The organism is Bacillus cereus ATCC 14579, assembly GCF_000007825.1.
Taxonomy (GTDB): domain Bacteria; phylum Bacillota; class Bacilli; order Bacillales; family Bacillaceae_G; genus Bacillus_A; species Bacillus_A cereus.
This window is the reverse complement of the sequence record NC_004722.1, coordinates 3,399,797-3,423,909: the sequence shown is the minus strand read 5'-3', so window position 1 is coordinate 3,423,909 and position 24,113 is coordinate 3,399,797. Positions and strand designations below refer to the sequence as shown.

The window sequence follows — 24,113 nt, the reverse complement described above, 5'->3', positions numbered from 1 at the left end:
AAAGTAAAAAAATAGTTTGCTATTTAAAAAAAGTGGGGATATAATATCTAAATGAAAATGATAATTATTATCAATAATAATTACAAATAAAAAATAATTATAAAAAACAACTGAATATAAAGGATGAAATGAAACATGTTACATAAGTCTACTGTACATGCTGGTAGTAACCGCTGGATACATATTAAGTTCATATGTTTCATGAGCTTAACAATTTTATGTTTAATTGGATCTATATTTTTAGCCATTTCATTTGGTGCAAAGGATATTCATTTACAAACGGTGTGGACTGCGGTTTTGGATTACAATCCGAAATTAACGCAGCACCAAATTATTTATGAATTAAGGCTCCCGAGAGTAATTGGAGCAGCAGTTGTAGGGGCAGCTTTTGCGGTCGCTGGAGCGGTTATGCAAGGAGTAACACGAAATCCTTTAGCTGATGCAGGTGTACTTGGCATAAATGCAGGAGCGATGTTTGTAGTAGCACTTAGTTTTGCTTTTTTTCCGCATATGCCGTATTCCTATTTAATGATTGTTTCCTTTATTGGAGCAGTCTTAAGTACAGTACTTATTTTTGTTATTGGATCAGCAACATCAGGCGGGTTAACACCAATGAGGTTAACGATTGCTGGAGCGGTTATGGCAGCGCTTTTACATTCATTAAGTTCAGGTGTTGCGATTTATTATGATTTAAGCCAGGATTTAGCGTTTTGGTATGCTGGTGGTGTTGCAGGGGTTAAGTGGGAACACTTGAAATTTTTAGTCCCTATTATTCTTATAACGATTATTTTTGCAATAGTGTTAGGGCGATCTATTTCACTCATATCAATGGGGGATGATGTTGCTACAAATTTAGGAGTGAAAACGAACCGAACGAGAATACTAGGGATGATTATAGTAGTTATTCTGGCAGGTGTTTCTGTTTCAGCTGTTGGTTCTATTGGATTTGTAGGATTAGTTATCCCGCACATTGCTAGAAAATTAGTTGGTGTGAATTATAGACTCATTATTCCTATGTCAGCATTATTAGGAGCTATGTTATTAGTTGTAGCTGACCTAGGAGCAAGAACAGTAAATCCTCCTAAGGAACTTGCGATAGGGATTATGGTAGCTCTTGTTGGAGTTCCGTTCTTCCTCTATATAGCACGTAAAGTTGGGAGGGAGTTATAAGTGAAAGATCTTTTTAACACGGATAAAAAGAGAGCTATTACTGTAACTACAATATTCGGATGTGTAAGTATCGCTGTAATTTTAATCAGTCTAAATACAGGGACACTGAGTATAGAGCCACTTAAAGTAATTCAAACACTTTTTGGTTATGGTGATTTTGAGAGCGCAACCGTGCTATATGATTATCGTATGCCAAGAATTATAATCACAATGTTAGCTGGTATTGGCCTTGGGATTTCCGGTGCGATTTTGCAAGGATTATCCGGTAATGCACTTGCAGACCCTGGTATTCTTGGACTGCATTCAGGTGCATCTTTCGGGCTAATTATATTCGTTACATTCTTTCATTCTATTAATGAAAGTGCATCTATTTTAATACCGTTATTTACATTTGGCGGAGGAGTATTAGCTGCATTTCTTATTATTTTACTTGCGAGTGATCGGTCAAATGGTTTACTTCCCATTAGACTTATTCTCGTTGGTATTGCAGTTTCAGCTGGTTTTAGTGCAATTTCGTTATTTTTCTCTCTCAAGTTAAATGATGAGACGTATACATTCGCTTCTAGATGGCTAGTTGGTAACGTGTGGGGAAGGGATTGGATTCATGTCCTTGCATTATTACCTTGGATTTTCATACTAACCCCTTATGCGTGGCTAAAATCTAAAGCGTTAAATGCATTGTCACTAGGTGATAGTGTAGCGGCAGGACTTGGTGTTTCTGTTCAAAAAGAACGGTTATTACTTTTAGCTACAGCGGTTGGATTATCTTGCGCAAGTGTATCGATGGCAGGAGGGATTGGTTTTATCGGTTTAGTTGCTCCGCATATCGCAAGGAAGTTAGTAGGTACTACATATCAACACTTTCTTCCTTTAGCTGGCATTATCGGAATGATTATTTTAGTGCTAGCAGATACGATAGGTCGTTCTATATTTGAGCCAAACTCTATTCCAGCTGGTGTAGTAGTGGCGGCATTAGGAGCACCGTATTTTCTTTATTTACTTACAAAAACAAAATAAATACTTCAAAGAGGAGAACATATGAAAAAGAAACTTACTATTTTATTTAGCATGATGTGTATTTTAGTATTAGCAGCATGTGGTCAAACTAAAGCTAATGAAGAGGCAACGAAAAAAACGGAAAAAAGTAATGATCCAAAAATCGCCTCTATGTCCATTCATTTAACAAATAATTTACTTGCATTAGGAATTACACCAGTAGGTTCTGTTATTGGCGGAGATTTAAAAGATTTCTTACCGCACGCAAAAGAGAAGTTGAAAGATACGAAGAAGCTTGGTGTTGTAACAGATCCGAATATGGAAGCGTTACTTCAATTAAAGCCAACTGACATTTATGTTGATGAAAAATATGCTGGTAAAGATGTAGCGAAATACGAAAAAATTGCAAAAACACATTCTTTCAATTTAGATGAAGGTACGTGGAGAGAGCATTTAAAACAAGTTGGTAAACTTGTAAACCGTGAGAAAGAAGCAGATAAATATATTCAAGATTACGAAGAGCAATCAAAACGAGTAAAAGGTTTAATAGATAAAGAGCTAGGTAATAACGAAAAAGTAATGGCAATTCGCGTTACTGCAAAAGAATTGCGTGTATTTAGTACGAAAAGACCGATGGGACCAATTTTATTCCAAGACCTAGGGTTACAACCTGCAAATGGTGTAGAGAAAATTGATGGAAACCGCCCTTTCGAAGTCATTTCACAAGAAGTATTACCTGACTTTGATGCAGATGCGATTTTCGTTGTCGTTAATAGAGATGATAAAGCGAAAGCTGCATTTAAACAACTTCAAGAAACACCAATTTGGAAAGACTTAAAAGCTGTTAAAGGTAAGCACGTATACATTATTAATGACCAACCATGGCTTGACTATTCTGCTTTAGGTAACAAAATGGCAATGGATGAAGCGGAGAAAATGTTTACGAAATAATATCGATTCGTTGTTAGGAAGACCCTCTAAATTTTGAGGGTCTTTTTTATTGTTAGAATAAATGGAAAAATTATACAATGAATTTAATTTAACGTAGAGGAGATATGCCAATGTCAGCGCTTATTGTAAGTATCCCGTTTATGAAACAGTTTATGAAACGAGGGGGTAAATAGGCTTGAATAATTATCCCCGTTATTTAATAAAGGGGGAGTTTGAAATGACAATGAATCTTTTTCGAAATAGAACGATTAAATTATTAGCTATGAGAGAGACAGATGCTGAAGTAATGGCTATGTGGCAAGAAGATAGTGAGTATTTAAGAAATGTTGATACAGATGTAGCATTCCCGCAATCTTTAAATGAAATAGCAAGTGATGGGTTATTAAAAGGACGGAGATCGAATAGTGTTTCTTTCATGGTAAGGACAGTTCAAGAAGATCGCTTAATTGGTTTTGTGGCGATTCATGGTATAGAGTGGAATAACAGAACAGGTTTATTAGCCATTGGTATAGGAGATGCGAATGATAGAGGAAAAGGATATGGGAAAGAAGCAATACATCTTATTCTAAAGTATGCTTTCTATGAATTGAATTTACACCGCATCGGTCTCGATGTTATTTCGTATAATAAACCTGCCATTGCATTGTATAAAAAGATGGGTTTTGAAATGGAAGGCTGTATGAGAGAAGCGGTTCAAAGAGATGGGAAGTGTTTTGACCGTATGATTATGGGGATATTGCGGGATGAATGGATAGGGTTGCAAGATTAGCGAATACATTCAATATTATATATGTAGTATGCAGGAGATATAATGATAATTGGCGAAAATTTACAGTGAACTGATTGAATTTATAAGGAGTTATGTAAAATGAATTTAGAAAAAGCAAAACCAGTAAATGAAGAGGTCGCTGAATTAAAGGAACTAATTAAAGAGTTACACGGAAGTGTACATCAACTGCAAAGCGAAGTGCAGCAACTAAGGCACGAAAGACCAGTTGTTGAAGTGAGAAAAGGTGTTCAATTATCACCAACAATTGTCGGACAAATTGGTGGTATGATTTTAGGTGGGTTAGCAATTATCGGTATATTTTGGTGATGAAAAAAGGTTTGCAGCACGATGCTGCAAACCTTTTGGATTTGACGATATAATTTCATGCAATACAACTTTTACATTAAATAACGTAAATATATATAAGCATGTGATAACAAGAGTGCAACAATAGTTAATGGTAAACCAATTTTTAAGAAGTCCATATAAGAGAAAGCATGTCCTTCACGTTTTGCAATACCAGCAACGACTACGTTTGCAGATGCTCCGATTAGCGTTCCATTTCCTCCTAAGCAAGCTCCAAGAGATAACGCCCACCATAGTACTTCGATTTGCGGAGAATCGACAGATAGTCCGAGTCCTGTAGCTAAGTCTTGAATAAGAGGAATCATCGTAGCGACAAAAGGGATGTTGTCGATTGTCGCAGATGCGATGCCAGATACCCATAAAATAAGTATAGCTGCGAATCCGATGTCACCGTTTGTTACGCCGATTACTTCTTTTGCAAGTGAAGAGATAAGTCCGATATCAATTAACCCGCCAACGAGAACGAATAGTCCGGCGAAGAAGAAAATGGTTACCCATTCAACGTGGGCAAATACATCTTCAATATCATGTTCTTTCACGCCGATTAACATAAGAAGTGTAGCGCCTGTCATCGCTATAACGGCAGCGTCTACATGAATAATCGAATGAAGTACGAAGCCTAAAATAGTTAGTCCTAAAATCGAAATAGATTTTAAAAGGAGGCTTTGATCCTTAATATAATCTTTTTCATTTAATGCCATTAGTTTTTCGATTTGTTCAGGTGTTGTTTTTAGTTTGTTACGGTACATGAAGTAAATAATGCCAAGTGTCACAATAGAAATAATAATTACGATTGGAGCTAAGTTAAGTAAAAAGGCGTTAAAGTCTAAATGCTTGTTTGCTGATCCAATCATAATATTAGGTGGATCACCGATTAATGTTGCTGTTCCGCCTATATTTGAAAACAGCACTTCTGAAATCAAATAAGGCACAGGATTTACTTTTAAAATACGTGTAATGGATAATGTAACAGGAACGATTAATAAAACAGTCGTTACATTGTCCAAAAATGCTGATCCGACAGCAGTTAATAGGGATAGTAATAATAAAATGCGAATCGGTTTTCCGCCAGCTGCTTTTGCCGCTTTAATGGCCACAAATTCAAAGACGCCTGATTGACTCGTAATATGTACGAGAATCATCATCCCAATTAAAAGGGTAATCGTTTCCCATTGAATATGTGATGTGAAAGCAGTATGTAAATCTTCAACTCCAAAAATAATCATAATAGCAGCTCCGAATAGTGCGATTACAGCACGATTCAATTTCTCAGAAATAATAAATCCGTACGTGATTAAAAATACGGCAATTGCAAAATAATATTGCCAATTTGCTACTTCATGTGCTGACTGTTCCAATCATGTCACCTTCTTTAAATTATGTATTCAATTTTCGAAATGTATCTCGCTGCAATAATACGGGATAAAATATATTGTAGCAAATTCAAAAAAGAAAGAAAACTATTTAACAAAGTGAAGGAAAAAATGTATTTTTTACATATCATATAAAAAATATAAAAAACACAGTGCAAATTATTAGGAAAAGTGAGCGTTGTCCTCTAATATAGAGATAGCAATTTACATTATTTTTGCGTAAAATGGTTTAAAGAGGTGAATTCCGATGGAAATAGTAAAAGATAGTTCTCTTATTCAAAATGAAATTGAACGTTTTGTAAATAAAGATGTATATATTCATTTAAAAACGACAAACGGAGCGTATGCATCACATATAAATGAAAAGATGATGACAGTTGGTGCTTTCATTCGAAATGCGATTATCCGTTTTGAACGCGGGAAGATAACTGGAACAAATCCATACCGAGTTGGTCTGAAAATGGATCACGGTTGGGTATATGCTGAAGGTATTACGCACTGGGAAGTAGACGATCAAGAGCGTTTATTATTAGCTGGACATGATAATTTAGGTCGTCTAGCAGTTGCACTTGAGTTAAGCTTAACACCATTTAAGTAAGAAGGAGGGAAACTTATGGAGAGACATGTACTTGTTGTATTTCCGCATCCAGATGATGAAGCATATGCTGCGGGAGGAACAATTCGCTTATTAACAGATCAAGGAGTACCTGTAACATATGCATGTGGTACTCTAGGACAAATGGGACGTAACATGGGTAAGAACGTATTCGCTAACCGTGAAACGATTCCACATATCCGTAAGAAAGAATTGAAAGATGCTTGTGAAGCGATGGGTATTAAAGATTTAAGAATGCTTGGCTTCCATGATAAAACGTTAGAATTTGAAGATGTTGATTTCGTTGCTGACAAAATTGAAGCAATCATTCAAGAAGTAAATCCATCTCGAATTATTACATTTTATCCAGAGCACGGTGTACATCCAGATCATAATGCATTTGGCCGCGCTGTCGTTCGCGCTGTATCACGTATGCCAAAAGAAGAGCGCCCAGTTATTCATGCTGTTGCGATTACGAAAAATCGTGAAGCAGTATTAGGAGAACCGGATGTTGTAAATAACATTAGTGAAGTATTTGATCATAAATTAACTGCATTAGGTGCGCACCGTTCACAAACAGAAGCAATGCTTGAAGACACGCATGCAAAAATAAAAAACAAAGATGCAGCAACATTAAAATGGCTGCAACTTGAACAGTTTTGGACTTATAAATGGGAGTAGGCTAGAAGGATATCTTCTAGTTGCTCTTACATAGAAAAAGCGCCGTCACTTGTGATGGCGCTTTTTCTTGTTGAAGACTATATATTTTTTAGGGTGCTTCAAAATTTTTAAATTAACGTGCAGTATAGCCTCCATCAACAAGAAGTGTTGTGCCGTTAACAAAACTAGCATCATCACTTGCTAAAAATAAGACAGCTTTAGCGACTTCTTCTGGTGTTCCAAGTCTGCCTTGTGGATGAAGTGAAGCTAAATATTCTTTCTGTTGAGGATTAACACTACCTAGTAAAGGGGTGTCAATATAACCAGGGCACACCGCGTTAATACGTATTCCATATTTAGCGTAGGCAGTACATAAATTTTGAGTTAATAGTTTCACACCACCTTTTGCAGAGGAGTATGCTGTTGGTGTAGGTAATGAAACAAAACTATGAATCGAACCAGCGTTAACGATGACACCACCTGTACCTTGTTTAAGAAATTGTTCAATCGAATATTTATCAGAAAGGAATACCCCAGACAAATTAATATCAATAGTTCTTTTCCACTTTTCATAGGATAATTCGTTTGCCGGTGCATCATCAGCAACGCCGGCATTGGCATACATAATATCTAATTTACCGTATGTACTTACTGTCTCATGAATTAGCTGTTTAATATCTGCCTCTTTTGTTACATCGGTTTTAATAAATAACGTATTATATCCATGTGCATTCAATTCATCTGATAGTTCTTTTCCACGTTCAGAAAAGTCAGCAATAACTACTTTTGCACCTTCTTCGATAAAAAGACGAACAGTAGATTCGCCAATTCCACTTGCACCACCAGTTATGATTGCTACTTTGTCTTTTAATTTCATATAAACCTCTCCATTCATTAATGAATTTAAGTCGAATTTTTAAATCTTGTTACTAAACTATTAACCTTAAATAGTAAGTAGATAGAAGAAAAAAGCTCGCGTTTACTTAATCGTGAGAGTGCTATTTTTTCTTTAGTGTACTTTTTGATACAGTTATGGACGAAAATATTAATTTGGTCAATTTTATCATTAGATTGAATATTTGGTAAAGAGCTCTCGAACAGAGCGAGTAAGGATGTTGAAAAAGTAAAATAAACATTCAGTATTATTTGTAGGGTAAGGAACAAAGGGGAGAGATGCATAACGAAAACTACTACTCTAGTTAAATAGGAAAAAGCCTTGCAGGGGGGCAAGGCTTTAAACAGGGTATTAAAAATGATTGATTTATTAAGAATAACTTCTTCTTGTGAATAAACTAATTTTAGCATAATAACTCATATATATGTGTTACGAATTTGTGAATAAAAACTCAATGATAAAAGTATGAGTGAAAGGAAATAATGTATATGAGAAGCGTATATTTTGAATTATTTAATAGAATAATATATATTTATATTGATTTAATGATTTTAGTTTGTTAAAAATGGGGAAATCGATATGAAGGTTAAATTTGCCGTAATAAAAGATGAGAATTTTGATTGTAGTTTATTGGAAACAAAATTATTGAAAACTTTTAAAGAAGTAGATTGTGAAGCAGATATTGTAAAGGTTGAGGATGAAATTTTTGAAAACAATGATATACAAACGTATTTATCAGAAATAACCATTCATGTTACTGGAAAAAATATTGGATATAGATCGGTTTCAGCCAGTATATTTATTGTTCTAGAGAGTTTATCAATACAGCTATTTCGTATTCATATTAGTATACTTTAAGCAGTTCAAAAAGTGGCTTCTTCAGAAAATCATACTGATTATATGGAGTTGTAAATATGAAAACAATAGAAATTATCGTAGGTGCTCCCGAATGTTGGATTGCACCTTGTTTGTTGTTAAATAAACAAGGGATTCCTTTTTTAATTTATCTTAACGCTGATTTATATAGAAGATAGGAAACATATGAATAATTCAATTAGATTGTACAAATAATTTGGTACGCGGATGTACGCAATGTATTCACAGGTAAGAGGGTTGTCTCATAATATATATAGATTTTTCTATTAAGATGAACAGAGGGTGTGAATATATGGAAGATGTTTACGCTAAAATTGACAGTCTCAAGGCGGAGCAAAAAGAAATTATGAGAGACATTCGTGCTTTAGAAACGCGTACTACTATTAATGAGAAAGATATAGCAACAATCAATAAGCAATTAGAAAAAATAAGTACAAACACAACTTGGATTTTGCGAATTATTATTAGTGCGATAATAATGTCAGTTTTAGGATTAATATTAAAAGGAATGATTTAAAAGAAAGAGGGGAGCTCCCTCTTTCTTTTATGTAAATGAGAAGCTATAAATTTTCCGTTTCCTTTTCATCTGCATACTTATCCTCTAAGGAAATTAATAGAGGAATGGATACAGTTACTAGAATGATTAAAGTGGTGATAAAAGATTTAGAAAGAGAAAAAGAACCTTCAATTAAAGGTGATAAAAACTTGAATGAAAGTATACTTGTTATGAAGGAAATTACTAAAAAGCTCAAAAGAGATATATTTTTATTCTTTATAGATATCTCTATAAAGTCTTTAACACAGGTTATTACGACAAATATAGTTAATATGATAAGAGAAACAAAATAATGTGTTAAATTCGTCATACTAATAGTAGGATCGTCTATTATGTAAGCAAGTAACTTAGATACTAATATTCCTCCAAACAATAAAATAATAAAAGCAAGTAATCCTTCCGATATATAAGTGCTGAAATTGCCTTTCTTGTTAAAGAGTTTATAGTTTAGAGTAGATTGGGGTATTTGAATTAGGAATAGGGTAATAATCCATACATAATATACAAATGGTAATTCTCCTGAGAATAGAGAAATTAGAAAGTTTACTACTGTCCTTAAAATTTCAATCATTACGAAAGGCCTCCAGTTTGTAAGCTTGTGACATTAAAATATGCTAGTCTATCGTTTAATAATTAAACTTACGAATTCAAACTATTTCTAATTATTCCATAAAAAGGCGACTGCATCAAGTTATCTTTTTAACAATCCTCCAAGGCCGAGCACTAGTAAAAGAAACGTAGTATGTAATATAATTGAAAAAGTATATTTAAAAATCGATGTTAATATTACCCTCCTATAAGTATTAACATACGTAATTGAGGTGTTTTCTTTGTTGTTTTATGAACGGATTTCTATAATGGCCCCTCCTGTTCCGTAGCTAAGGAAAGTCTTTTTATTTCTGAGATTTTCAAAGTTATAGGAGGGTATGAAAAATGAAAAAAGTCTCAGTACCATCACTTTTGTTAATGATTGTTCTTGTCGCATTTCCGCAAATTAGTGAAACGATTTACACACCGTCGTTACCTGATATTTCAAAGGCGTTACATGTAAGTAATAATGAGGTGCAGTTAACACTTAGTGTGTATTTTGCTGGTTTTGCGTTAGGTGTATTTTTTATTGGGTGGTTATCAGATATAATTGGTCGTCGCCGGGCGATGTTACTTGGAATTGTCGTATATGGCGCTGGGAGTTTCTTATGCTATATTGCAAATTCCATTGAAGTTTTATTGGTAAGTCGTTTTATTCAAGCGTTTGGAGCAAGTGTAGGATCAGTTGTGACGCAAACGATTCTTCGTGAAAGTGTAGAAGGGCATAAGAGGCATGTTATGTTTGCTCAAATCTCGGCAGTCATTGCTTTTACACCAGCGATAGGACCGTTAATTGGTGGCTTTCTTGATCAAATGTTTGGATTTAAAATAGTATTTTTAAGTTTAGTAGTTATGAGTATCGGTATTTTTCTGTATACGTTTTTTTCTCTTCCTGAAACAAAGACGGACTCAGTAACGAATAAAATAAATGTGTTTTCAGTCTTTAAGAAGTTAATTACAAATCCGAAAGTAGTAACGTATGGGCTATTAATTGGAGGAGCAAATGGTGTTTTATTTAGCTATTATGCAGAAGCCCCGTTTATCTTTATTGAATACTTTCAGTTATCGCCTAGTATGTACGGGTTTTTAGGAATTGTTGTTGCGTCTGCTTCTATTATTGGGGCGAAAGTTTCAAAACGATTGCTTGCCACGTATAGACCAGAGAAAATTATATATATTGGTTGTCTTGTAATGACAGTGGGAGCTATCCTTTTAACTGTTATTACAGCATTGGGATTAAACCAAAACATAATATATATGATTGGATTTTTAATAGCGATGTTTATATTGCTATTAGGAATTGGAGTAGCGTTGCCTAACTGTTTAAGTTTAGCATTAGTAGATTTTCAAGATGTTATTGGTACAGCCGGAGCATTGTTTAGCTTAGGATACTATGTAATTGTAACGATGACAATTTGGGGAATGAGTCAATTGCATACGGGCTCGTTACTGGTGATGCCACTTTATTTTCTGGTTATTGTAGTTATAATGGTAGTGTTTACTAGGGTATTTATCTTTGGTAAGCAAACTTCGAAATCGATTTAAATATGAAATTGTAAAAGAGTCTCATTTTTTAATGAGACTCTTTTATATTTTGGCTGGGGTAAAGAAGTTAGTAGTTTATTAATATATTAAATTTCTTATTGGTATATAAATCGAATGTGTGGGAAATTACGTTATCAACTATAAAGGCTCAAGTATTTGACATATGAAACCGAGGAAGAAATGCTCTCCTCTGTTATTTATATTGTAATAATATACATGCCGGAATCATATTAATCAGACGTATTTTATTGTTAATTTAGTTAGAAATTAATCAGACTTCATGTATAATAATTTATTGAAAAAATAATTGATTTTTCAGATTAATGAATTAATATAAGGTAAGTAATTTTAAGATTTATAGAATATTGGAAGATGAAAGGTTTTGAGAATTTTATTAGGAGCGCAAAACGATTTTAGGATAGCTTTAAAGCTAGTGTAAAATGACGTTTGCTTCATCATTTTCAGGGCCGAAAGGAATTAGGGGAAAGCATCTTGTGTTAAAATGCGGCTATGAATCATCTAAGAGGGGGAAGTGAAGTGGCAAACAAAGAATTGAAAAGAGGTTTAGAAGCACGTCATATTCAAATGATTGCTTTAGGCGGAACGATTGGTGTTGGTTTGTTTATGGGGTCAGCCAGCACAATTAAATGGACAGGTCCGTCAGTAATGCTTGCTTATGCCATTGCAGGTATTTTTATCTTCTTCATCATGCGTGCCATGGGAGAAATGTTGTATATGGAGCCAAGTACAGGCTCATTTGCGACGTTCGGTCATAAGTATATTCACCCGTTAGCTGGTTATATGACAGCGTGGAGTAACTGGTTCCAGTGGGTTATCGTTGGGATGTCAGAAATTATCGCGGTTGGAGCATATATGCAATATTGGTTCCCGGATTTACCAGCTTGGATACCAGGTATAATCGCAATGGTTATTCTTGGTGCAGCTAACTTAATTTCAGTTAAGTCATTTGGTGAATTTGAATTTTGGTTTGCGATGATTAAAATCGTTACGATTCTATTAATGATTATTGCGGGATTTGGCCTTATTTTCTTTGGAATTGGTAACGGCGGAGAAGCGATTGGCATATCTAATCTTTGGTCAAATGGCGGTTTCTTTACAGGTGGTTTTTCAGGATTCTTCTTTGCATTATCACTTGTAGTTGGAGCGTATCAAGGTGTGGAATTAATCGGTATTACTGCTGGTGAAGCGAAGGATCCAAAGAAGACACTTACAAGAGCGATTCAAAGTACAATTTGGCGTATTTTAATTTTCTACATCGGTGCTATTTTCGTTATTGTAACTGTGTATCCGTGGGATCAATTAAGTACAATTGGTAGCCCGTTCGTAGCGACTTTTGCGAAAGTTGGTATTACGGCAGCAGCTGGACTTATTAACTTTGTTGTTATTACAGCAGCAATGTCTGGTTGTAATAGTGGTATTTATAGTGCTGGTCGTATGCTTTATACGTTAGGTGTAAATGGACAAGCACCGAAATATTTTACGAAACTTTCTGGAAATGGTGTACCTTTATTTGGTACAGTTGGCGTAATTATCGGTCTGGCGGTTGGTGTTGTTTTAAGTTACATCGCACCGAAAAACTTATTCGTATATGTATATAGTGCGAGTGTACTTCCTGGTATGGTACCATGGTTTGTCATTTTAATTAGTCAAATTAATTTTAGAAAAGAAAAGGGAGCAGAGATGAAAGATCATCCATTCAAAATGCCATTTGCTCCTGTAACAAACTATTTAACGATTGCCTTTTTAATTATGGTATTAATCGGAATGTGGTTTAACGATGATACTCGTATTTCATTAGTTGTAGGTATTATTTTCTTAGCTATCGTTACAATTAGTTTCTATGCTTTCGGAATAGGAAAGCGAGCTCCGTTAGACGTTCAAAATAATAAAGAGATTTCAAGTAAATAAAGAAAAGGCTGTTCATCTGGAACAGCCTTTTCTTATTGTTGCTATTTGTCGATAAATCGATATAGCTTGACGAATCATTGATATAATTTGATTTATGATAGATATATTTGAAAAATCGTTGATATATTGTACGTTATGATAGATATATTCGAAAAATCGTTGATATAGTTTCACATACTATCTGTCACTATCATGATTAAAATCTCTCTAATACGATTTTCCCAATGGTGTGCCCGCTTTCAAGTAGTGCATGTGCTTTCTTTTAGTTTTCAGCGTTAATCGGTGTTAATGTTTCATTTTTATGTAAGCTGTACTGATAGTCTAGAAGGAGTTTATTTCTAAAAAGAAGAATTTTTTATTGTATTACTTTATCCCAAACTAAATGTAAAGGTGGATACATAATGACAGTAAAGAAGCTTTATTTCATCCCAGCAGGTCGTTGTATGTTAGATCATTCTTCTGTTAATGGTACACTCGCGCCAGGGAATTTATTGAACTTACCTGTATGGTGTTATCTTTTGGAGACAGAAGAGGGGCCTATTTTAGTAGATACAGGTATGCCAGAAAGTGCAGTTAATAATGAAGGGCTTTTTAACGGTACATTTGTTGAAGGACAGATTTTACCGAAAATGACTGAAGAAGATAGAATCGTGAATATATTAAAGCGTGTAGGGTATGAGCCGGACGACCTTTTATATATTATTAGTTCTCACTTACATTTTGATCATGCAGGAGGAAACGGTGCTTTTACAAATACACCGATTATTGTGCAGCGAACGGAATATGAGGCAGCACTTCATAGAGAAGAATATATGAAAGAATGTATATTACCGCATTTGAACTACAAAATTATTGAAGGGGATTATGAAGTGGTACCAGGTGTTCAATTATTGTATACGCCAGGTCATTCTCCAGGCCATCAGTCGCTATTCATTGAGACGGAGCAATCCGGCTCAGTTTTATTAACAATTGATGCATCGTACACGAAAGAGAATTTTGAAGATGAAGTGCCGTTCGCAGGATTTGATCCAGAATTAGCTTTATCTTCAATTAAACGTTTAAAAGGAGTTGTGGCGAAAGAGAAACCAATTGTTTTCTTTGGTCATGATATAGAGCAGGAAAAGGGTTGTAGAGTGTTCCCTGAGTATATATAGTGCAAAAAGTCATGAGTTCGCGTGCTCATGACTTTTTCGTTTAAATAATTTTTTTAAATAAATTATAAACTTTTTTTGAACTATCTTCGTTTAACTGATAGTACGTAAGGTTTACATCATCAGGAGTATCTTGCTGAGCAATCATCACTTCGCTGCTGTGATGATCAACTACCCATATGAAATATTTTTTATAAGTTCCATCCTCGAAAGTAATCCACATATCACAATCTATTAAGTCTGATCCTTCTTCATCTAATGTTAATTTACCTTTTTTTGCGGTATTCATACTGTTAATAAACGTTTTTAATTCATCTGTTTTTGTGAGAAAGATATCCTGTTTTGTTTTAATTGATTCGACATGTATATCTTTTATTTCCTGTTTACCTAAAAAAACAGAGGGCTCATTTGGATCTCGCGAGCTTGAAATAATAGTAGCTTTCTTTTTCGGCTTATTTGCAGTATAGAGATCTTGAATAGATTTTCCCGAGTTTATAAACCATGCAATTCCAGAAATAATTAATACGCTACCTAGCAATAAAATAATTTTTTTAATAGGATTTTCTCCTCTCTATTACTTCGTGTGAAGAGCTTTTCTATTAATATATGATAGGTAAGCGTAAAGTATTATAGTTGAACTTGGTTATGCTTCACAGTTTTTATCGGGCGATCTATGAGTAAATTGTAAGTGAGCCCAATTAATACGAAAATGCCACCGATAACTTTACCAATTGAGAGTTCATTTGTCAGGAAGAAATCAATAATAGTCCCCGCAAATAATTGTCCGATAAAGATGAGTAATGTTAAATAAAAGGCTGATATTTTAGGAGTAATATAGTTGGATAATGAAATAACGATAACTCCTACTAATCCGCCTAAGTATACGGCGATAGGAATAGATTGCAACTTATGAATAGGGATATACAATGAATCTGAACTGAAAATTAAAAATAACATAGAGAAAAATAATCCAGTAATATAATTGAAAAACGTGCCTTCCCAGTTTCCAATTTCCTTTGCTAAATTCGCGTTAATAATTCTAGCAACAACGATAGAAACACCAGCTAAAATAGCGATCGTAATATATAACATTTTCTTGCCCCCATTAATAAATTGTCATGATTATAATTCCAGAAGAGATGAAACATAATCCAATTAGTTTTTTCTTTTCAAACTTTGCAACTTTCATTCCTAATAAGCCGAAATGATCAATAACGATGGAAGCAATAGATTGACCGAGTAAACTTAATGCGATCGTAATAGAAGCACCAAGGACGGAGAAACTTATATTGTTAAAAAGAACAGTGAATACTCCAATCGCTCCAGCGCTATATAAAAAAAGTGGAATACTTTTATCGAAACGAATTTTATTTTTGTTTATGATTAAAATGAAGATAACTGCAATTAAACCGACAAGGTGAATGACCACGCTTGCTGTGTACTTGCCAATTAACTCAGATAAAATTCCATTCAATGGAAGCATAACGGCGATGAGCACACCAATAAAGATAGAAAGAAAGTTATACAATGTAATATCCCCTTTGTATTTCATATTTGTAATGACTGTATCATGCTGAAATTGTGTATTGTTATGACATATGTCATAGTGGAAGAAGAAAATTTTGATTACAATGGGGATGAGTTGTAAAGGTGGGGAACTATGAAGAAAGTATGTAATTCTATTAAATTAGCAGAGTATATGAAGAAAAATAATATTGATTCATTTTTTAGTCATGATATGAAGCCATATATGAAACTTATATTTTTTAAAAAGAATGAGTTTATTTGTAGAGAAAATGAAGAGATAGATTATTTATTTTTCTTCGTTGAAGGAAAAGCGAAAGCGTTTAATACATTAAGTAACGGGAAATCTGTATTATTATGCTTTTATGATAGCTTGCAGCTGTTAGGAGATGTGGAGTTAATTCATTCTCAAAAGACAACTTCAAACGTACAAGTGATGGCAGATTCATATTGTGTTGGTTTGCCTTTAGGGAAAGTGAGAAATCAACTATTTAATGATGCGAAATTTTTACGATGTATTTGCGGATCGTTAGCGCATAAGTTAAATCGGCTTTCAAAAAATAGTACAATTAATTTACTATATCCTCTTGAAAATAGACTTGCGAGTTACATGTTAGCAGCAGGAGAACGGGCAGTACAGCACGGAAATAGAATTGTATTTAGTGGGAATTTAACGGAAACAGCGGAATTGTTAGGAACGAGCTATCGGCATTTGTTGCGCACATTAAATGTTTTTTGTGATAAAGAGATAATAAAGAAGAATGATGGTTGTTTTGAAGTAGTAAACGTGGAAGTTTTGAGAGAATTGGCAGCAGATGTTTATAAATAGGAGGAGAGTATAAATGATAACACCTATATTTAGAATTTTTGATATTGAAAAAGCAAAACTATTTTACTTAGGTTTTTTAGGATTTAAACTGGATTGGGAACATCGGTATGAGGAAAATATGCCATTATATTTGCAAATTTCGTTACAGGATGCTGTGATACATTTATCAGAACATCATGGTGATGCCTCACCAGGTGGTGCGATTCGGATCAAAATAGATGATGTAAAGGATTATCATTCTGTATTATTAAGTAAAGAATATGCTTATTCGAAGCCGAATATAGAAAAAACACCTTGGGGTACAATTGAATTAACTGTAATTGATCCGTTTTCAAATAGAATTACACTATACGAGGAAAAATTGTAGAAATGGAATGAAGAGTAGTTCATAGAGCAGTGAACTGCTCTTTTTTATTTTGAGTAGATATTGAATCATATAAAAAGAAAATGTTATGATTATGGAAACGTATGAATATATGAACAAATATTCATACGTTTAAGAAGAGGAGGGATTAGAATGAAAGATCTAATTATTATTGGGGCGGGTCAAGCTGGATTAACAATGGGATATTACTTGAAGCAAGAAGGGTATAATTTTTTATTACTTGAGGCAGGAAAACGAGTTGGTGATTCATGGAGAAATCGATATGATTCTTTGCAGCTTTTTACCCCAAGGTCTTACAGTAGCTTGCCGGGTATGGCGTTAATAGGTGAAAAAAATGAATTTCCATATAAAGATGAAATTGCAACTTATTTAGAAGAATATGCAAGACATTTTCAATTACCGGTACAATTACAAACGGAAGTTCTAAAAATAAAGAAAGAAAAAGAAATATTTGAATTACATACTCCTACAGAAATTTTACAAACGAAAAAAGTTATTATCGCATCAGGTGCTTTTCAGCAACCGTTTATTCCCTCAGTTTCAGCAAATCTATCATCACATATTTTTCAAATACATTCATCACAATATAAATCACCATCACAAATTCCTAAGGGAAAAGTACTAGTAGTAGGTGGTGGGAATTCAGGAATGCAAATTGCAGTAGAACTGGCAAAGACTCATGAAGTTACGGTGTCTATTAGTCATCCTTTAACGTTTTTACCGTTACAACTTTTTGGAAAAAGTATTTTTAATCTGCTAGAAAAAGTGGGTTTATTGTACGCTGAAATAAATACAAAGAGGGGAAGATGGTTTCAGAAGAGAAAGGACCCTATTTTCGGTTTTGAAGGTAAGAAACTTATTCGTAATGGAGCAATCAAACTGCAAGAAAAAGTAGTAAGTGCATCAAGAAATAACATTATGTTTCAGAATGGTGATACTTATAGTGCAGAAAGCATTATATGGTCAACTGGTTTTGTTCAAAATTATAATTGGATTGAAATTGAACAGGCAGTGAATGAGAAAGGATTTCCTAATCATATAAAGGGAATCAGTCCAGTAAAAGGATTGTATTATATCGGTTTACCATGGCAATCTCAAAGGGGTTCCGCACTTATTTGTGGTGTAGGAAAGGATGCAGAGTATGTACTTTCTGAAATCAAAAAAATAGATCAGTAGCAATAACTACTGATCATCCATATGTACATGAATTAGGAGAGGTCAAACATTTATTAACTTTATTATAATAGACTTTCATAGAATTAAAAACTGAAAATTCAAATTTAATGTTGAGAAAGTTTTTTGTATCGAAATATACGAAAAAATAGGGATTTTTATTAAAACAGAAAAAGATATTTCTATTTTAGTAAATTATGATATAGTCTAAATAAGTGTGTTTTTCCATAAATGTAATTATTTTCATTGTAATTTTGTTTATATGAGGGAAGGAGAAGTAATTATGAAGTTTGATGATCAACGCTTACTAGGAGTCCGATTAGGTTCTGTACTTGTGACAGAGGAAAATCAATATTTAGTAATTAAGAAAAAAGATCATTATGCACTGTTAAATATACATAATTTAGAATGCACTCATGTTGAAGTGCAGTTAGAACATTTGGAAGAAATGTTGCGGGAAGATTTCCAAGAAAGTATAACGGAGATTATCGCACCAGAACATATAAAAATTGTTGCGAAAAATGTTATATAGATAAAGAAGCTGGAAGGAACAGCTTCTTTATTTTTATTATAAGGGTAACGTTTTTACAACCTCACCAATGAAGTGTTTTCTTTTTTAGTTAGTTTGAAGTGAACTTTTGAAAAAAATTGTCTCGGTACATGTACATAACCCATGAGATTGTTATTAAAGAAATGATGATTTGTTTGTTTTTAATTGGTGCATTGAAAACAAGCCAACCAACTATATCAAATAACAAATGTAGCACGATTGAAAGAACTACAAATTGAAGTAACGTATTTAAAAATCTTTTCATAAAGTGTCCCCCTAAAATAATAGGTTTTATTAACAGTTTGATATAGTGATATTATACATTAAATGTGTATTGTGGTAAGATTTACATAATTTAGTGGAATTAAAGCAAATGAAAGTTAGTAAGGGGGGAACATTCATGGAATTCTGGATGGTTATACTGATAGTAGCCTTTGGTTTCATTTATATCGCTGAAAAATTAACTACAATTGAAAAGAAAAATGATGCGCATTTAAAGAGAATTGAAGATAGATTACAATTAATTACGAAAGAAATGGGAATTGTAGAAAGAGAACCTGAAATTAATAAAGAACTACGCCAGCTTGTAGAAGAAGGCAAAAAAGTTACAGCAGTTAAGAGAGTAAGAGAAGCTTTTGGTTTTTCCTTACTAGAAGCGAAGCAATATGTTAATAAATTATAAAAAAGATCATCCATTTGGGTGATCTTTTTTCACTGCACCATGCGTGTATTTACATAAGCGGCGATAATAAAGTGTCCAATTATAATGATAGGAATAACGTTTGTGACATTAGGCGTAGTGAAGACACTACCGATTGTCGCAATGACACCAGCAATTAAATTATAAAGACCTACTATTTTTGATAGTTTCACTTTATCAGGCACGCGGCGTTCGTTGAATCCTGATAAGAGCCAAGTGTACTGCTTTACTCCGATGAAATAAGCTAGTGCAAATGAAATGATTGCTACTATAAATAATGTTGGTGAAGCGAAGAGAGTCATTGCAAACACCTCCGTTAATGGGCTATAAATAGATTATAGTCCGAATGTTATAATTTAACAAAATATAAATTTGGTTTTAAGTGTAATAGAAAAATGGAGTATTGGTAATGAGGGGAGATTAAGTATGAATATTGTGGAGTTTCATAGGTATGTATCAAATTTCAGTAAAGAAAAAGGATTTCAAGATACAACAATTGAAGAGCGTACGATATATACGATGGCGGAATTAGGTGAATTAGCGGAAGTCATATTAAAGCGTGATACAATACAAGATGCGAAAAGAGAAATCGGTTTAGAAATGTTTGATGTAATTTGGAATGTATGTGATTTAGCAAATAAATTAAATATTGATTTAGAGAAGGCGTTTAAAGAAAAAATGAAAATTAATAAAAAGCGTGAATGGTAAGTAGAATTTTAATTTGTAAAGATGGGTGATATGAATGAAAAAGAAGCTTTTTATAGGAGGAATCTTTACTTTAATTAGTGTAATAAGTGTTGTCGTTTACTTAGTTTTTCAAGGCATATTCATTCCGAATCAAATAAGTGCTGATAAGTATGAAATAAAAGGTGTAGATGTCGCATCGTATCAAGGGGATATAGATTGGAGAGAGTTGGAAAAGCAAAATATGAAGTTTGCGTTTATAAAGGCGACTGAAGGAAGTTCGTTTGTGGATGAGTACTTTTCGAAAAATTGGAGGAATGCGAATAAGACAGATATGCGCATCGGAGCGTATCATTTTTTTAGTTTCGATAGTAAGGGTGAAACACAAGCAGAGCAATTTATACGAACTGTTCCAAAATATAAACAAGCACTGCCACCCGTGATTGATGTTGAGTTTTACGCTAACAAAAAAGATAATCCGCCTAAGCGTGAAGATGTTACGAAAGAGTTGGCGGTCATGATTGAAATGCTAGAAAAACATTACGATAAGAAAGTAATATTGTATGCAACGCAAGAGGCGTATGATTTATATATAAAGGATGCGTATCCAAAATGTAATATATGGATTCGCAGTGTTCTTACAAAACCGAGTTTATCTGATGAGAGAAAATGGACGTTTTGGCAATACACGAACCGCGGGAGATTAAGCGGTTATAATGGAAAAGAAAAGTATATTGATTTGAATGTATTTTATGGGAATGAGGAAGAGTTTGAGAATTATGGAATGAAAGATTAAGTTTTAAAGCGTACAAAATTTTGTACGCTTTTTTGTTAATTACATAAAAGTATGCAAATGAAGATGGAACAAACATTTGAGATAAATTGTCTTAATATAGGTAATAACTATTTAGCTTGAAAGAAAGGGTTGATAACATGAAAAAGAATACGTTGTTAAAAGTAGGATTATGTGTAGGTTTACTAGGAACAATTCAATTTGTTAGCACAATTTCTTCTGTACAAGCATCACAAAAGGTAGAGAAAACAGTAATAAAAAATGAGACGGGAACCATTTCAATATCTCAGTTAAACAAGAATGTATGGGTTCATACGGAGTTAGGTTATTTTAATGGAGAAGCAGTTCCTTCGAACGGTCTAGTTCTTAATACTGCTAAAGGACTAGTGCTTGTTGATTCTTCTTGGGATAACAAATTAACGAAGGAACTAATAGAAATGGTAGAAAAGAAATTTCAGAAGCGCAGAACGGATGTCATTATTACACATGCGCACGCTGATCGAATTGGCGGAATAAAAACGTTGAAAGAAAGAGGAATTAAAGCGCATAGTACAGCATTAACCGCAGAACTAGCAAAGAACAGTGGATATGAAGAGCCGCTTGGAGATTTACAAATAATTACGAGTTTGAAGTTTGGCAATACAAAAGTAGAAACGTTCTATCCAGGGAAAGGACATACAGAAGATAATATTGTTGTTTGGTTGCCACAATATCAAATTTTAGCTGGAGGCTGTTTAGTAAAATCTGCGGAAGCTAAAGATTTAGGAAATGTTGCGGATGCGTATGTAAATGAATGGTCTACATCGATTGAGAATGTGCTGAAGCGATATGGAAATATAAATTCGGTAGTACCTGGTCATGGAGAAGTAGGAGACAAGGGATTACTTTTACATACATTGGATTTATTAAAATAAGAAATTGTAGAAATACAAAAGAAAGGAGAAATAATTTTCTCCTTTCTTTCTTCTAACTATATTTAAATGCTGAATCTGTCGATTACGTCAGCATATATTACTGAGATTTTAATTCCAAGTATACAAATACTAGTACTGTCATAATTGCAATAACAGCGTAAGTAGCATCAAGCATTATAAGTGTTTTTAAAGTTTCAGTCATCGTAATTCACCCCTGTTATAAAAATATAACATGATCTTTTTATTGATTAGATTAGAGATCATAAAGATAAAATGTATATGAAATTTCTTAAGTAGCTTCTATATAAATATATCATATAAATAATGTAAGTAATGTTAAGATAGTGTAAATGTATTGTAAATAAAGAGGTTTACAATGAAGGCTTTAATAAAAAAATGATAGTTCCTTAAAATAAAAAATACGCTATTTTCATATGAGATGAATTGCAATTATTTGTATAAGGGATTCAAAAAAATTTTTTGTTGTATATATTTCTCCAAATTAATTATTTAGCTATTTAAAAGTATCGAAAGATGTGTGCACACTAATGTATATTTTTGGATGTCAATAAAAGTATTATGTCAACAATATGAACTGTCACAAATCTTTATATATTATTGTGATTGATATCACATCACTTTTTTTCAATGGGTATTATGCTTAAGGTGTAATGAATGATTGGGAGAGGGTGGGATGATATGTTTTGTTATCAATGTGAACAAACGCCAACAGGCGGATGTAAAGTAATGGGTGTTTGTGGCAAGAATGAAACGATTGCGAGTCTACAAGATACGATTGTGTTTGGGCTAAAAGGAATTGCAGCTTATCGCACACATGCTGCTCAGCTAGGGTATACGGATGGATTTGTAGATGCTACAACACAAGAAGCTTTATATATGACATTAACAAATTCTAATTTTAACGAACAAGAGCATATTGATATGGCTATGAAAGTGGGGAAATCAGCTTTACGGGTGATGGAATTATTAGATGAGGCACATACGAATCATTTTGGTGTGCCAGAACCTGTACAAATTACACAAAATCGTGTAGAAGGTAAAGCAATTGTAGTTACGGGCCATAATTTATTTGCATTAGAAGAACTATTAAAGCAAACAGAAGGAAAAGACATTAATATTTATACGCATTCTGAAATGCTACCAGCACACGGATACCCGCAACTGAAAAAATATAAACATTTAAAAGGAAACATCGGTAAGGCATGGTATGATCAAAGACGCCTTTTTGAAAAATTTACTGGTGCCATATTAGCTACAACGAACTGTGTTATGCCAATTAAAGGATCATACTCTGATCGATTCTTTTCATATGACATTGCAGGTTTAGAGGGTGTACAAAAAATTGAAAATGATGATTTTACACCATTGATTCAAAAAGCACTAGAACTTTCAGAAGTACATATGGAGTCGGATGAACAGTTAGTAACAGGGTTTCATCATCATACAGTATTATCATTAGCTCCGGAAATTATTAATGCAGTAAAAGAGGGAAAGATAAAGCGTTTCTTTGTTATCGCCGGTTGTGATGCACCGGGAAAAGGCGGAGAATATTATCGTGAATTAGCAACGTCACTTCCGCCAGAAACAGTTATTTTAACAACTTCTTGCGGGAAATTCCGCTTTAATGATGTGGATTACGGTGTTGTACCTGGTACCGAGATTCCGCGCTACATCGACTTAGGACAATGTAATAATTCCATTTCTACAGTGAAAATAGCAGCTGCATTAGCTGATGCTTTCCAATGTGAAGTGAATGAATTGCCAGTAAGTATTGTGCTATCATGGTTTGAACAAAAAGCGGTTGCCATTTTACTCGGGCTATTTAGTCTTGGAATTCAAGATATTCGCATCGGTCCAAAGGCTCCTGAATTTATTTCACCTGGCGTGCTTGATGTATTACAAGAAACATTTGGTTTAAAACTAATTACAAATGCAGCAGAAGACATAGGTATGATGTTATCGTAACAAAAAAATGATCTGTCTTATTAAATAAGAAGAGCTAGCCATATTCATTAACTTTGGTATAGTATAGCGCCCCAAAATAAAAATGTAGAATTTTTGTTTTGGGGTATTTTCTTTTCTTAGTGGGATAGGTATGGGGCAAAATAAAAAAAGAAAAT

The 24,113-nt window shown here is 33.7% G+C and carries 29 protein-coding genes; 21 read left to right on the top strand and 8 right to left on the bottom strand.

Annotated features, from left to right (window positions below; genetic code table 11):
- Window positions 1-135 precede the first annotated feature (135 nt).
- The 5 genes from BC_RS17290 (at window position 136) to BC_RS17270 (ending at window position 4,213) form a co-directional block, all read left to right on the top strand.
- The gene (locus tag BC_RS17290; RefSeq protein ID WP_000902739.1) at window positions 136-1,170 is read left to right on the top strand and encodes a FecCD family ABC transporter permease; all 1,035 of its coding nucleotides are present in this window, start codon (window positions 136-138) and stop codon (window positions 1,168-1,170) included.
- Window positions 1,171-2,187 carry a FecCD family ABC transporter permease gene (locus BC_RS17285; RefSeq protein WP_000653827.1) on the top strand — a complete coding sequence of 339 codons (1,017 nt, stop codon included), beginning with the start codon at window positions 1,171-1,173 and terminating at the stop codon, window positions 2,185-2,187.
- 21 nt (window positions 2,188-2,208) lie between these two features.
- Window positions 2,209-3,117 carry an iron-hydroxamate ABC transporter substrate-binding protein gene (locus tag BC_RS17280; protein ID WP_000728223.1) on the top strand — a complete coding sequence of 303 codons (909 nt, stop codon included), beginning with the start codon at window positions 2,209-2,211 and terminating at the stop codon, window positions 3,115-3,117.
- A gap of 217 nt (window positions 3,118-3,334) precedes the next feature.
- Complete coding sequence (locus BC_RS17275; protein WP_000178514.1) at window positions 3,335-3,886, top strand: GNAT family N-acetyltransferase; 552 nt, start codon at window positions 3,335-3,337, stop codon at window positions 3,884-3,886.
- 99 nt (window positions 3,887-3,985) lie between these two features.
- Window positions 3,986-4,213, top strand: a complete 228-nt coding sequence (locus BC_RS17270; protein ID WP_001047304.1) for a hypothetical protein — start codon at window positions 3,986-3,988, stop codon at window positions 4,211-4,213.
- 71 nt (window positions 4,214-4,284) lie between these two features.
- On the opposite strand, the gene BC_RS17265 is transcribed toward BC_RS17270, so the two are convergent.
- Window positions 4,285-5,610 (bottom strand): ArsB/NhaD family transporter, encoded by a 1,326-nt coding sequence (locus BC_RS17265; protein WP_000437980.1) that lies wholly within the window; start codon window positions 5,608-5,610, stop codon window positions 4,285-4,287.
- Window positions 5,611-5,872: 262 nt separating this feature from the next.
- Between BC_RS17265 and BC_RS17260 the strand changes: the two genes are divergently transcribed.
- Both BC_RS17260 and bshB2 read left to right on the top strand, forming a co-directional pair.
- Complete coding sequence (locus BC_RS17260; protein ID WP_000407049.1) at window positions 5,873-6,223, top strand: YojF family protein; 351 nt, start codon at window positions 5,873-5,875, stop codon at window positions 6,221-6,223.
- A gap of 15 nt (window positions 6,224-6,238) precedes the next feature.
- Window positions 6,239-6,901, top strand: a complete 663-nt coding sequence (gene bshB2, locus BC_RS17255; protein WP_000439483.1) for a bacillithiol biosynthesis deacetylase BshB2 — start codon at window positions 6,239-6,241, stop codon at window positions 6,899-6,901.
- 112 nt (window positions 6,902-7,013) lie between these two features.
- Here the strand turns inward: bshB2 and BC_RS17250 are convergent, their stop codons facing one another.
- Entirely contained in the window at window positions 7,014-7,757 is a 744-nt protein-coding gene (locus BC_RS17250; protein ID WP_000768018.1) for an SDR family NAD(P)-dependent oxidoreductase, read from the bottom strand.
- Between the two features lie 597 nt (window positions 7,758-8,354).
- Between BC_RS17250 and BC_RS17245 the strand changes: the two genes are divergently transcribed.
- Together BC_RS17245 and BC_RS17240 are read left to right on the top strand one after the other, a co-directional pair.
- Window positions 8,355-8,633: a hypothetical protein gene (locus BC_RS17245; RefSeq protein ID WP_000865005.1), complete on the top strand. Its 279-nt coding sequence runs from the start codon at window positions 8,355-8,357 to the stop codon at window positions 8,631-8,633.
- A gap of 310 nt (window positions 8,634-8,943) precedes the next feature.
- Window positions 8,944-9,168, top strand: a complete 225-nt coding sequence (locus tag BC_RS17240) for a hemolysin XhlA family protein (RefSeq protein ID WP_000390461.1) — start codon at window positions 8,944-8,946, stop codon at window positions 9,166-9,168.
- Between the two features lie 43 nt (window positions 9,169-9,211).
- Here the strand turns inward: BC_RS17240 and BC_RS17235 are convergent, their stop codons facing one another.
- The gene (locus BC_RS17235; protein ID WP_000570037.1) at window positions 9,212-9,778 is read right to left on the bottom strand and encodes a DUF5823 family protein; all 567 of its coding nucleotides are present in this window, start codon (window positions 9,776-9,778) and stop codon (window positions 9,212-9,214) included.
- 362 nt (window positions 9,779-10,140) lie between these two features.
- Between BC_RS17235 and BC_RS17230 the strand changes: the two genes are divergently transcribed.
- The 3 genes from BC_RS17230 to aiiA all read left to right on the top strand — a co-directional run bounded on the left by BC_RS17230 (window position 10,141) and on the right by aiiA (window position 14,423).
- On the top strand, window positions 10,141-11,340 hold the full coding sequence (locus BC_RS17230; RefSeq protein ID WP_000758015.1) for a multidrug effflux MFS transporter: 1,200 nt from the start codon (window positions 10,141-10,143) through the stop codon (window positions 11,338-11,340).
- 537 nt (window positions 11,341-11,877) lie between these two features.
- Window positions 11,878-13,269 (top strand): amino acid permease, encoded by a 1,392-nt coding sequence (locus BC_RS17225; RefSeq protein WP_001284404.1) that lies wholly within the window; start codon window positions 11,878-11,880, stop codon window positions 13,267-13,269.
- A gap of 401 nt (window positions 13,270-13,670) precedes the next feature.
- Window positions 13,671-14,423, top strand: a complete 753-nt coding sequence (gene aiiA, locus BC_RS17220; RefSeq protein ID WP_000216574.1) for a quorum-quenching N-acyl homoserine lactonase AiiA — start codon at window positions 13,671-13,673, stop codon at window positions 14,421-14,423.
- 40 nt (window positions 14,424-14,463) lie between these two features.
- Here the strand turns inward: aiiA and BC_RS17215 are convergent, their stop codons facing one another.
- The 3 genes from BC_RS17215 to BC_RS17205 form a co-directional block, all read right to left on the bottom strand.
- Window positions 14,464-14,958: a hypothetical protein gene (locus BC_RS17215; RefSeq protein ID WP_000901702.1), complete on the bottom strand. Its 495-nt coding sequence runs from the start codon at window positions 14,956-14,958 to the stop codon at window positions 14,464-14,466.
- An 89-nt stretch (window positions 14,959-15,047) separates the two neighbouring features.
- The gene (locus BC_RS17210) at window positions 15,048-15,512 is read right to left on the bottom strand and encodes a DMT family transporter (RefSeq protein WP_000965811.1); all 465 of its coding nucleotides are present in this window, start codon (window positions 15,510-15,512) and stop codon (window positions 15,048-15,050) included.
- Between the two features lie 13 nt (window positions 15,513-15,525).
- Window positions 15,526-15,972, bottom strand: coding sequence for a DMT family transporter (locus BC_RS17205; RefSeq protein ID WP_002195666.1), 447 nt, complete (start codon window positions 15,970-15,972; stop codon window positions 15,526-15,528).
- Between the two features lie 108 nt (window positions 15,973-16,080).
- On the opposite strand from BC_RS17205, the gene yeiL reads away from it, so the two are divergent.
- The 4 genes from yeiL to BC_RS17185 all read left to right on the top strand — a co-directional run bounded on the left by yeiL (window position 16,081) and on the right by BC_RS17185 (window position 18,863).
- Entirely contained in the window at window positions 16,081-16,773 is a 693-nt protein-coding gene (gene yeiL, locus BC_RS17200) for a transcriptional regulator YeiL (RefSeq protein ID WP_000754835.1), read from the top strand.
- A 13-nt stretch (window positions 16,774-16,786) separates the two neighbouring features.
- Window positions 16,787-17,140, top strand: a complete 354-nt coding sequence (locus BC_RS17195; protein ID WP_000632403.1) for a glyoxalase superfamily protein — start codon at window positions 16,787-16,789, stop codon at window positions 17,138-17,140.
- Between the two features lie 150 nt (window positions 17,141-17,290).
- Window positions 17,291-18,334 carry a flavin-containing monooxygenase gene (locus tag BC_RS17190; RefSeq protein WP_000653868.1) on the top strand — a complete coding sequence of 348 codons (1,044 nt, stop codon included), beginning with the start codon at window positions 17,291-17,293 and terminating at the stop codon, window positions 18,332-18,334.
- Window positions 18,335-18,614: 280 nt separating this feature from the next.
- Window positions 18,615-18,863, top strand: coding sequence for a hypothetical protein (locus BC_RS17185; RefSeq protein WP_000666948.1), 249 nt, complete (start codon window positions 18,615-18,617; stop codon window positions 18,861-18,863).
- A gap of 88 nt (window positions 18,864-18,951) precedes the next feature.
- Here the strand turns inward: BC_RS17185 and BC_RS17180 are convergent, their stop codons facing one another.
- Window positions 18,952-19,146: a hypothetical protein gene (locus tag BC_RS17180; protein WP_000819661.1), complete on the bottom strand. Its 195-nt coding sequence runs from the start codon at window positions 19,144-19,146 to the stop codon at window positions 18,952-18,954.
- A 135-nt stretch (window positions 19,147-19,281) separates the two neighbouring features.
- On the opposite strand from BC_RS17180, the gene BC_RS17175 reads away from it, so the two are divergent.
- On the top strand, window positions 19,282-19,563 hold the full coding sequence (locus BC_RS17175; protein ID WP_000397720.1) for a hypothetical protein: 282 nt from the start codon (window positions 19,282-19,284) through the stop codon (window positions 19,561-19,563).
- Window positions 19,564-19,592: 29 nt separating this feature from the next.
- Here the strand turns inward: BC_RS17175 and BC_RS17170 are convergent, their stop codons facing one another.
- Window positions 19,593-19,883, bottom strand: coding sequence for a DUF3784 domain-containing protein (locus BC_RS17170; protein WP_000171774.1), 291 nt, complete (start codon window positions 19,881-19,883; stop codon window positions 19,593-19,595).
- A gap of 124 nt (window positions 19,884-20,007) precedes the next feature.
- Between BC_RS17170 and BC_RS17165 the strand changes: the two genes are divergently transcribed.
- From BC_RS17165 to hcp, 4 genes are all read left to right on the top strand, one after another.
- Window positions 20,008-20,289, top strand: a complete 282-nt coding sequence (locus BC_RS17165) for a MazG nucleotide pyrophosphohydrolase domain-containing protein (protein WP_001028115.1) — start codon at window positions 20,008-20,010, stop codon at window positions 20,287-20,289.
- Window positions 20,290-20,323: 34 nt separating this feature from the next.
- Window positions 20,324-21,061: a glycoside hydrolase family 25 protein gene (locus BC_RS17160; protein ID WP_000727665.1), complete on the top strand. Its 738-nt coding sequence runs from the start codon at window positions 20,324-20,326 to the stop codon at window positions 21,059-21,061.
- A gap of 137 nt (window positions 21,062-21,198) precedes the next feature.
- Window positions 21,199-21,972, top strand: a complete 774-nt coding sequence (bla2, locus tag BC_RS17155) for a BcII family subclass B1 metallo-beta-lactamase (protein WP_000742477.1) — start codon at window positions 21,199-21,201, stop codon at window positions 21,970-21,972.
- A gap of 699 nt (window positions 21,973-22,671) precedes the next feature.
- The gene (gene hcp / locus BC_RS17150; protein WP_011110272.1) at window positions 22,672-23,958 is read left to right on the top strand and encodes a hydroxylamine reductase; all 1,287 of its coding nucleotides are present in this window, start codon (window positions 22,672-22,674) and stop codon (window positions 23,956-23,958) included.
- Window positions 23,959-24,113: the final 155 nt, after the last annotated feature.

What these genes read in the sequence shown, in the direction of transcription:
- BC_RS17235 (WP_000570037.1), bottom strand. Translation starts at nt 9,778, where the DNA reads ATGATTGAAATTTTAAGGACAGTAGTAAACTTTCTAATTTCTCTATTC.
- yeiL (WP_000754835.1), top strand. Translation starts at nt 16,081, where the DNA reads ATGAAGAAAGTATGTAATTCTATTAAATTAGCAGAGTATATGAAGAAA.
- BC_RS17175 (WP_000397720.1), top strand. Translation starts at nt 19,282, where the DNA reads ATGGAATTCTGGATGGTTATACTGATAGTAGCCTTTGGTTTCATTTAT.
- BC_RS17180 (WP_000819661.1), bottom strand. Translation starts at nt 19,146, where the DNA reads ATGAAAAGATTTTTAAATACGTTACTTCAATTTGTAGTTCTTTCAATC.
- BC_RS17165 (WP_001028115.1), top strand. Translation starts at nt 20,008, where the DNA reads ATGAATATTGTGGAGTTTCATAGGTATGTATCAAATTTCAGTAAAGAA.
- BC_RS17170 (WP_000171774.1), bottom strand. Translation starts at nt 19,883, where the DNA reads ATGACTCTCTTCGCTTCACCAACATTATTTATAGTAGCAATCATTTCA.
- BC_RS17190 (WP_000653868.1), top strand. Translation starts at nt 17,291, where the DNA reads ATGAAAGATCTAATTATTATTGGGGCGGGTCAAGCTGGATTAACAATG.
- BC_RS17290 (WP_000902739.1), top strand. Translation starts at nt 136, where the DNA reads ATGTTACATAAGTCTACTGTACATGCTGGTAGTAACCGCTGGATACAT.
- BC_RS17205 (WP_002195666.1), bottom strand. Translation starts at nt 15,972, where the DNA reads ATGAAATACAAAGGGGATATTACATTGTATAACTTTCTTTCTATCTTT.
- BC_RS17195 (WP_000632403.1), top strand. Translation starts at nt 16,787, where the DNA reads ATGATAACACCTATATTTAGAATTTTTGATATTGAAAAAGCAAAACTA.
- bla2 (WP_000742477.1), top strand. Translation starts at nt 21,199, where the DNA reads ATGAAAAAGAATACGTTGTTAAAAGTAGGATTATGTGTAGGTTTACTA.
- BC_RS17210 (WP_000965811.1), bottom strand. Translation starts at nt 15,512, where the DNA reads ATGTTATATATTACGATCGCTATTTTAGCTGGTGTTTCTATCGTTGTT.
- hcp (WP_011110272.1), top strand. Translation starts at nt 22,672, where the DNA reads ATGTTTTGTTATCAATGTGAACAAACGCCAACAGGCGGATGTAAAGTA.
- BC_RS17275 (WP_000178514.1), top strand. Translation starts at nt 3,335, where the DNA reads ATGACAATGAATCTTTTTCGAAATAGAACGATTAAATTATTAGCTATG.
- BC_RS17230 (WP_000758015.1), top strand. Translation starts at nt 10,141, where the DNA reads ATGAAAAAAGTCTCAGTACCATCACTTTTGTTAATGATTGTTCTTGTC.
- bshB2 (WP_000439483.1), top strand. Translation starts at nt 6,239, where the DNA reads ATGGAGAGACATGTACTTGTTGTATTTCCGCATCCAGATGATGAAGCA.
- BC_RS17260 (WP_000407049.1), top strand. Translation starts at nt 5,873, where the DNA reads ATGGAAATAGTAAAAGATAGTTCTCTTATTCAAAATGAAATTGAACGT.
- BC_RS17240 (WP_000390461.1), top strand. Translation starts at nt 8,944, where the DNA reads ATGGAAGATGTTTACGCTAAAATTGACAGTCTCAAGGCGGAGCAAAAA.
- BC_RS17280 (WP_000728223.1), top strand. Translation starts at nt 2,209, where the DNA reads ATGAAAAAGAAACTTACTATTTTATTTAGCATGATGTGTATTTTAGTA.
- BC_RS17250 (WP_000768018.1), bottom strand. Translation starts at nt 7,757, where the DNA reads ATGAAATTAAAAGACAAAGTAGCAATCATAACTGGTGGTGCAAGTGGA.
- BC_RS17185 (WP_000666948.1), top strand. Translation starts at nt 18,615, where the DNA reads ATGAAGTTTGATGATCAACGCTTACTAGGAGTCCGATTAGGTTCTGTA.
- aiiA (WP_000216574.1), top strand. Translation starts at nt 13,671, where the DNA reads ATGACAGTAAAGAAGCTTTATTTCATCCCAGCAGGTCGTTGTATGTTA.
- BC_RS17245 (WP_000865005.1), top strand. Translation starts at nt 8,355, where the DNA reads ATGAAGGTTAAATTTGCCGTAATAAAAGATGAGAATTTTGATTGTAGT.
- BC_RS17270 (WP_001047304.1), top strand. Translation starts at nt 3,986, where the DNA reads ATGAATTTAGAAAAAGCAAAACCAGTAAATGAAGAGGTCGCTGAATTA.
- BC_RS17160 (WP_000727665.1), top strand. Translation starts at nt 20,324, where the DNA reads ATGAAAAAGAAGCTTTTTATAGGAGGAATCTTTACTTTAATTAGTGTA.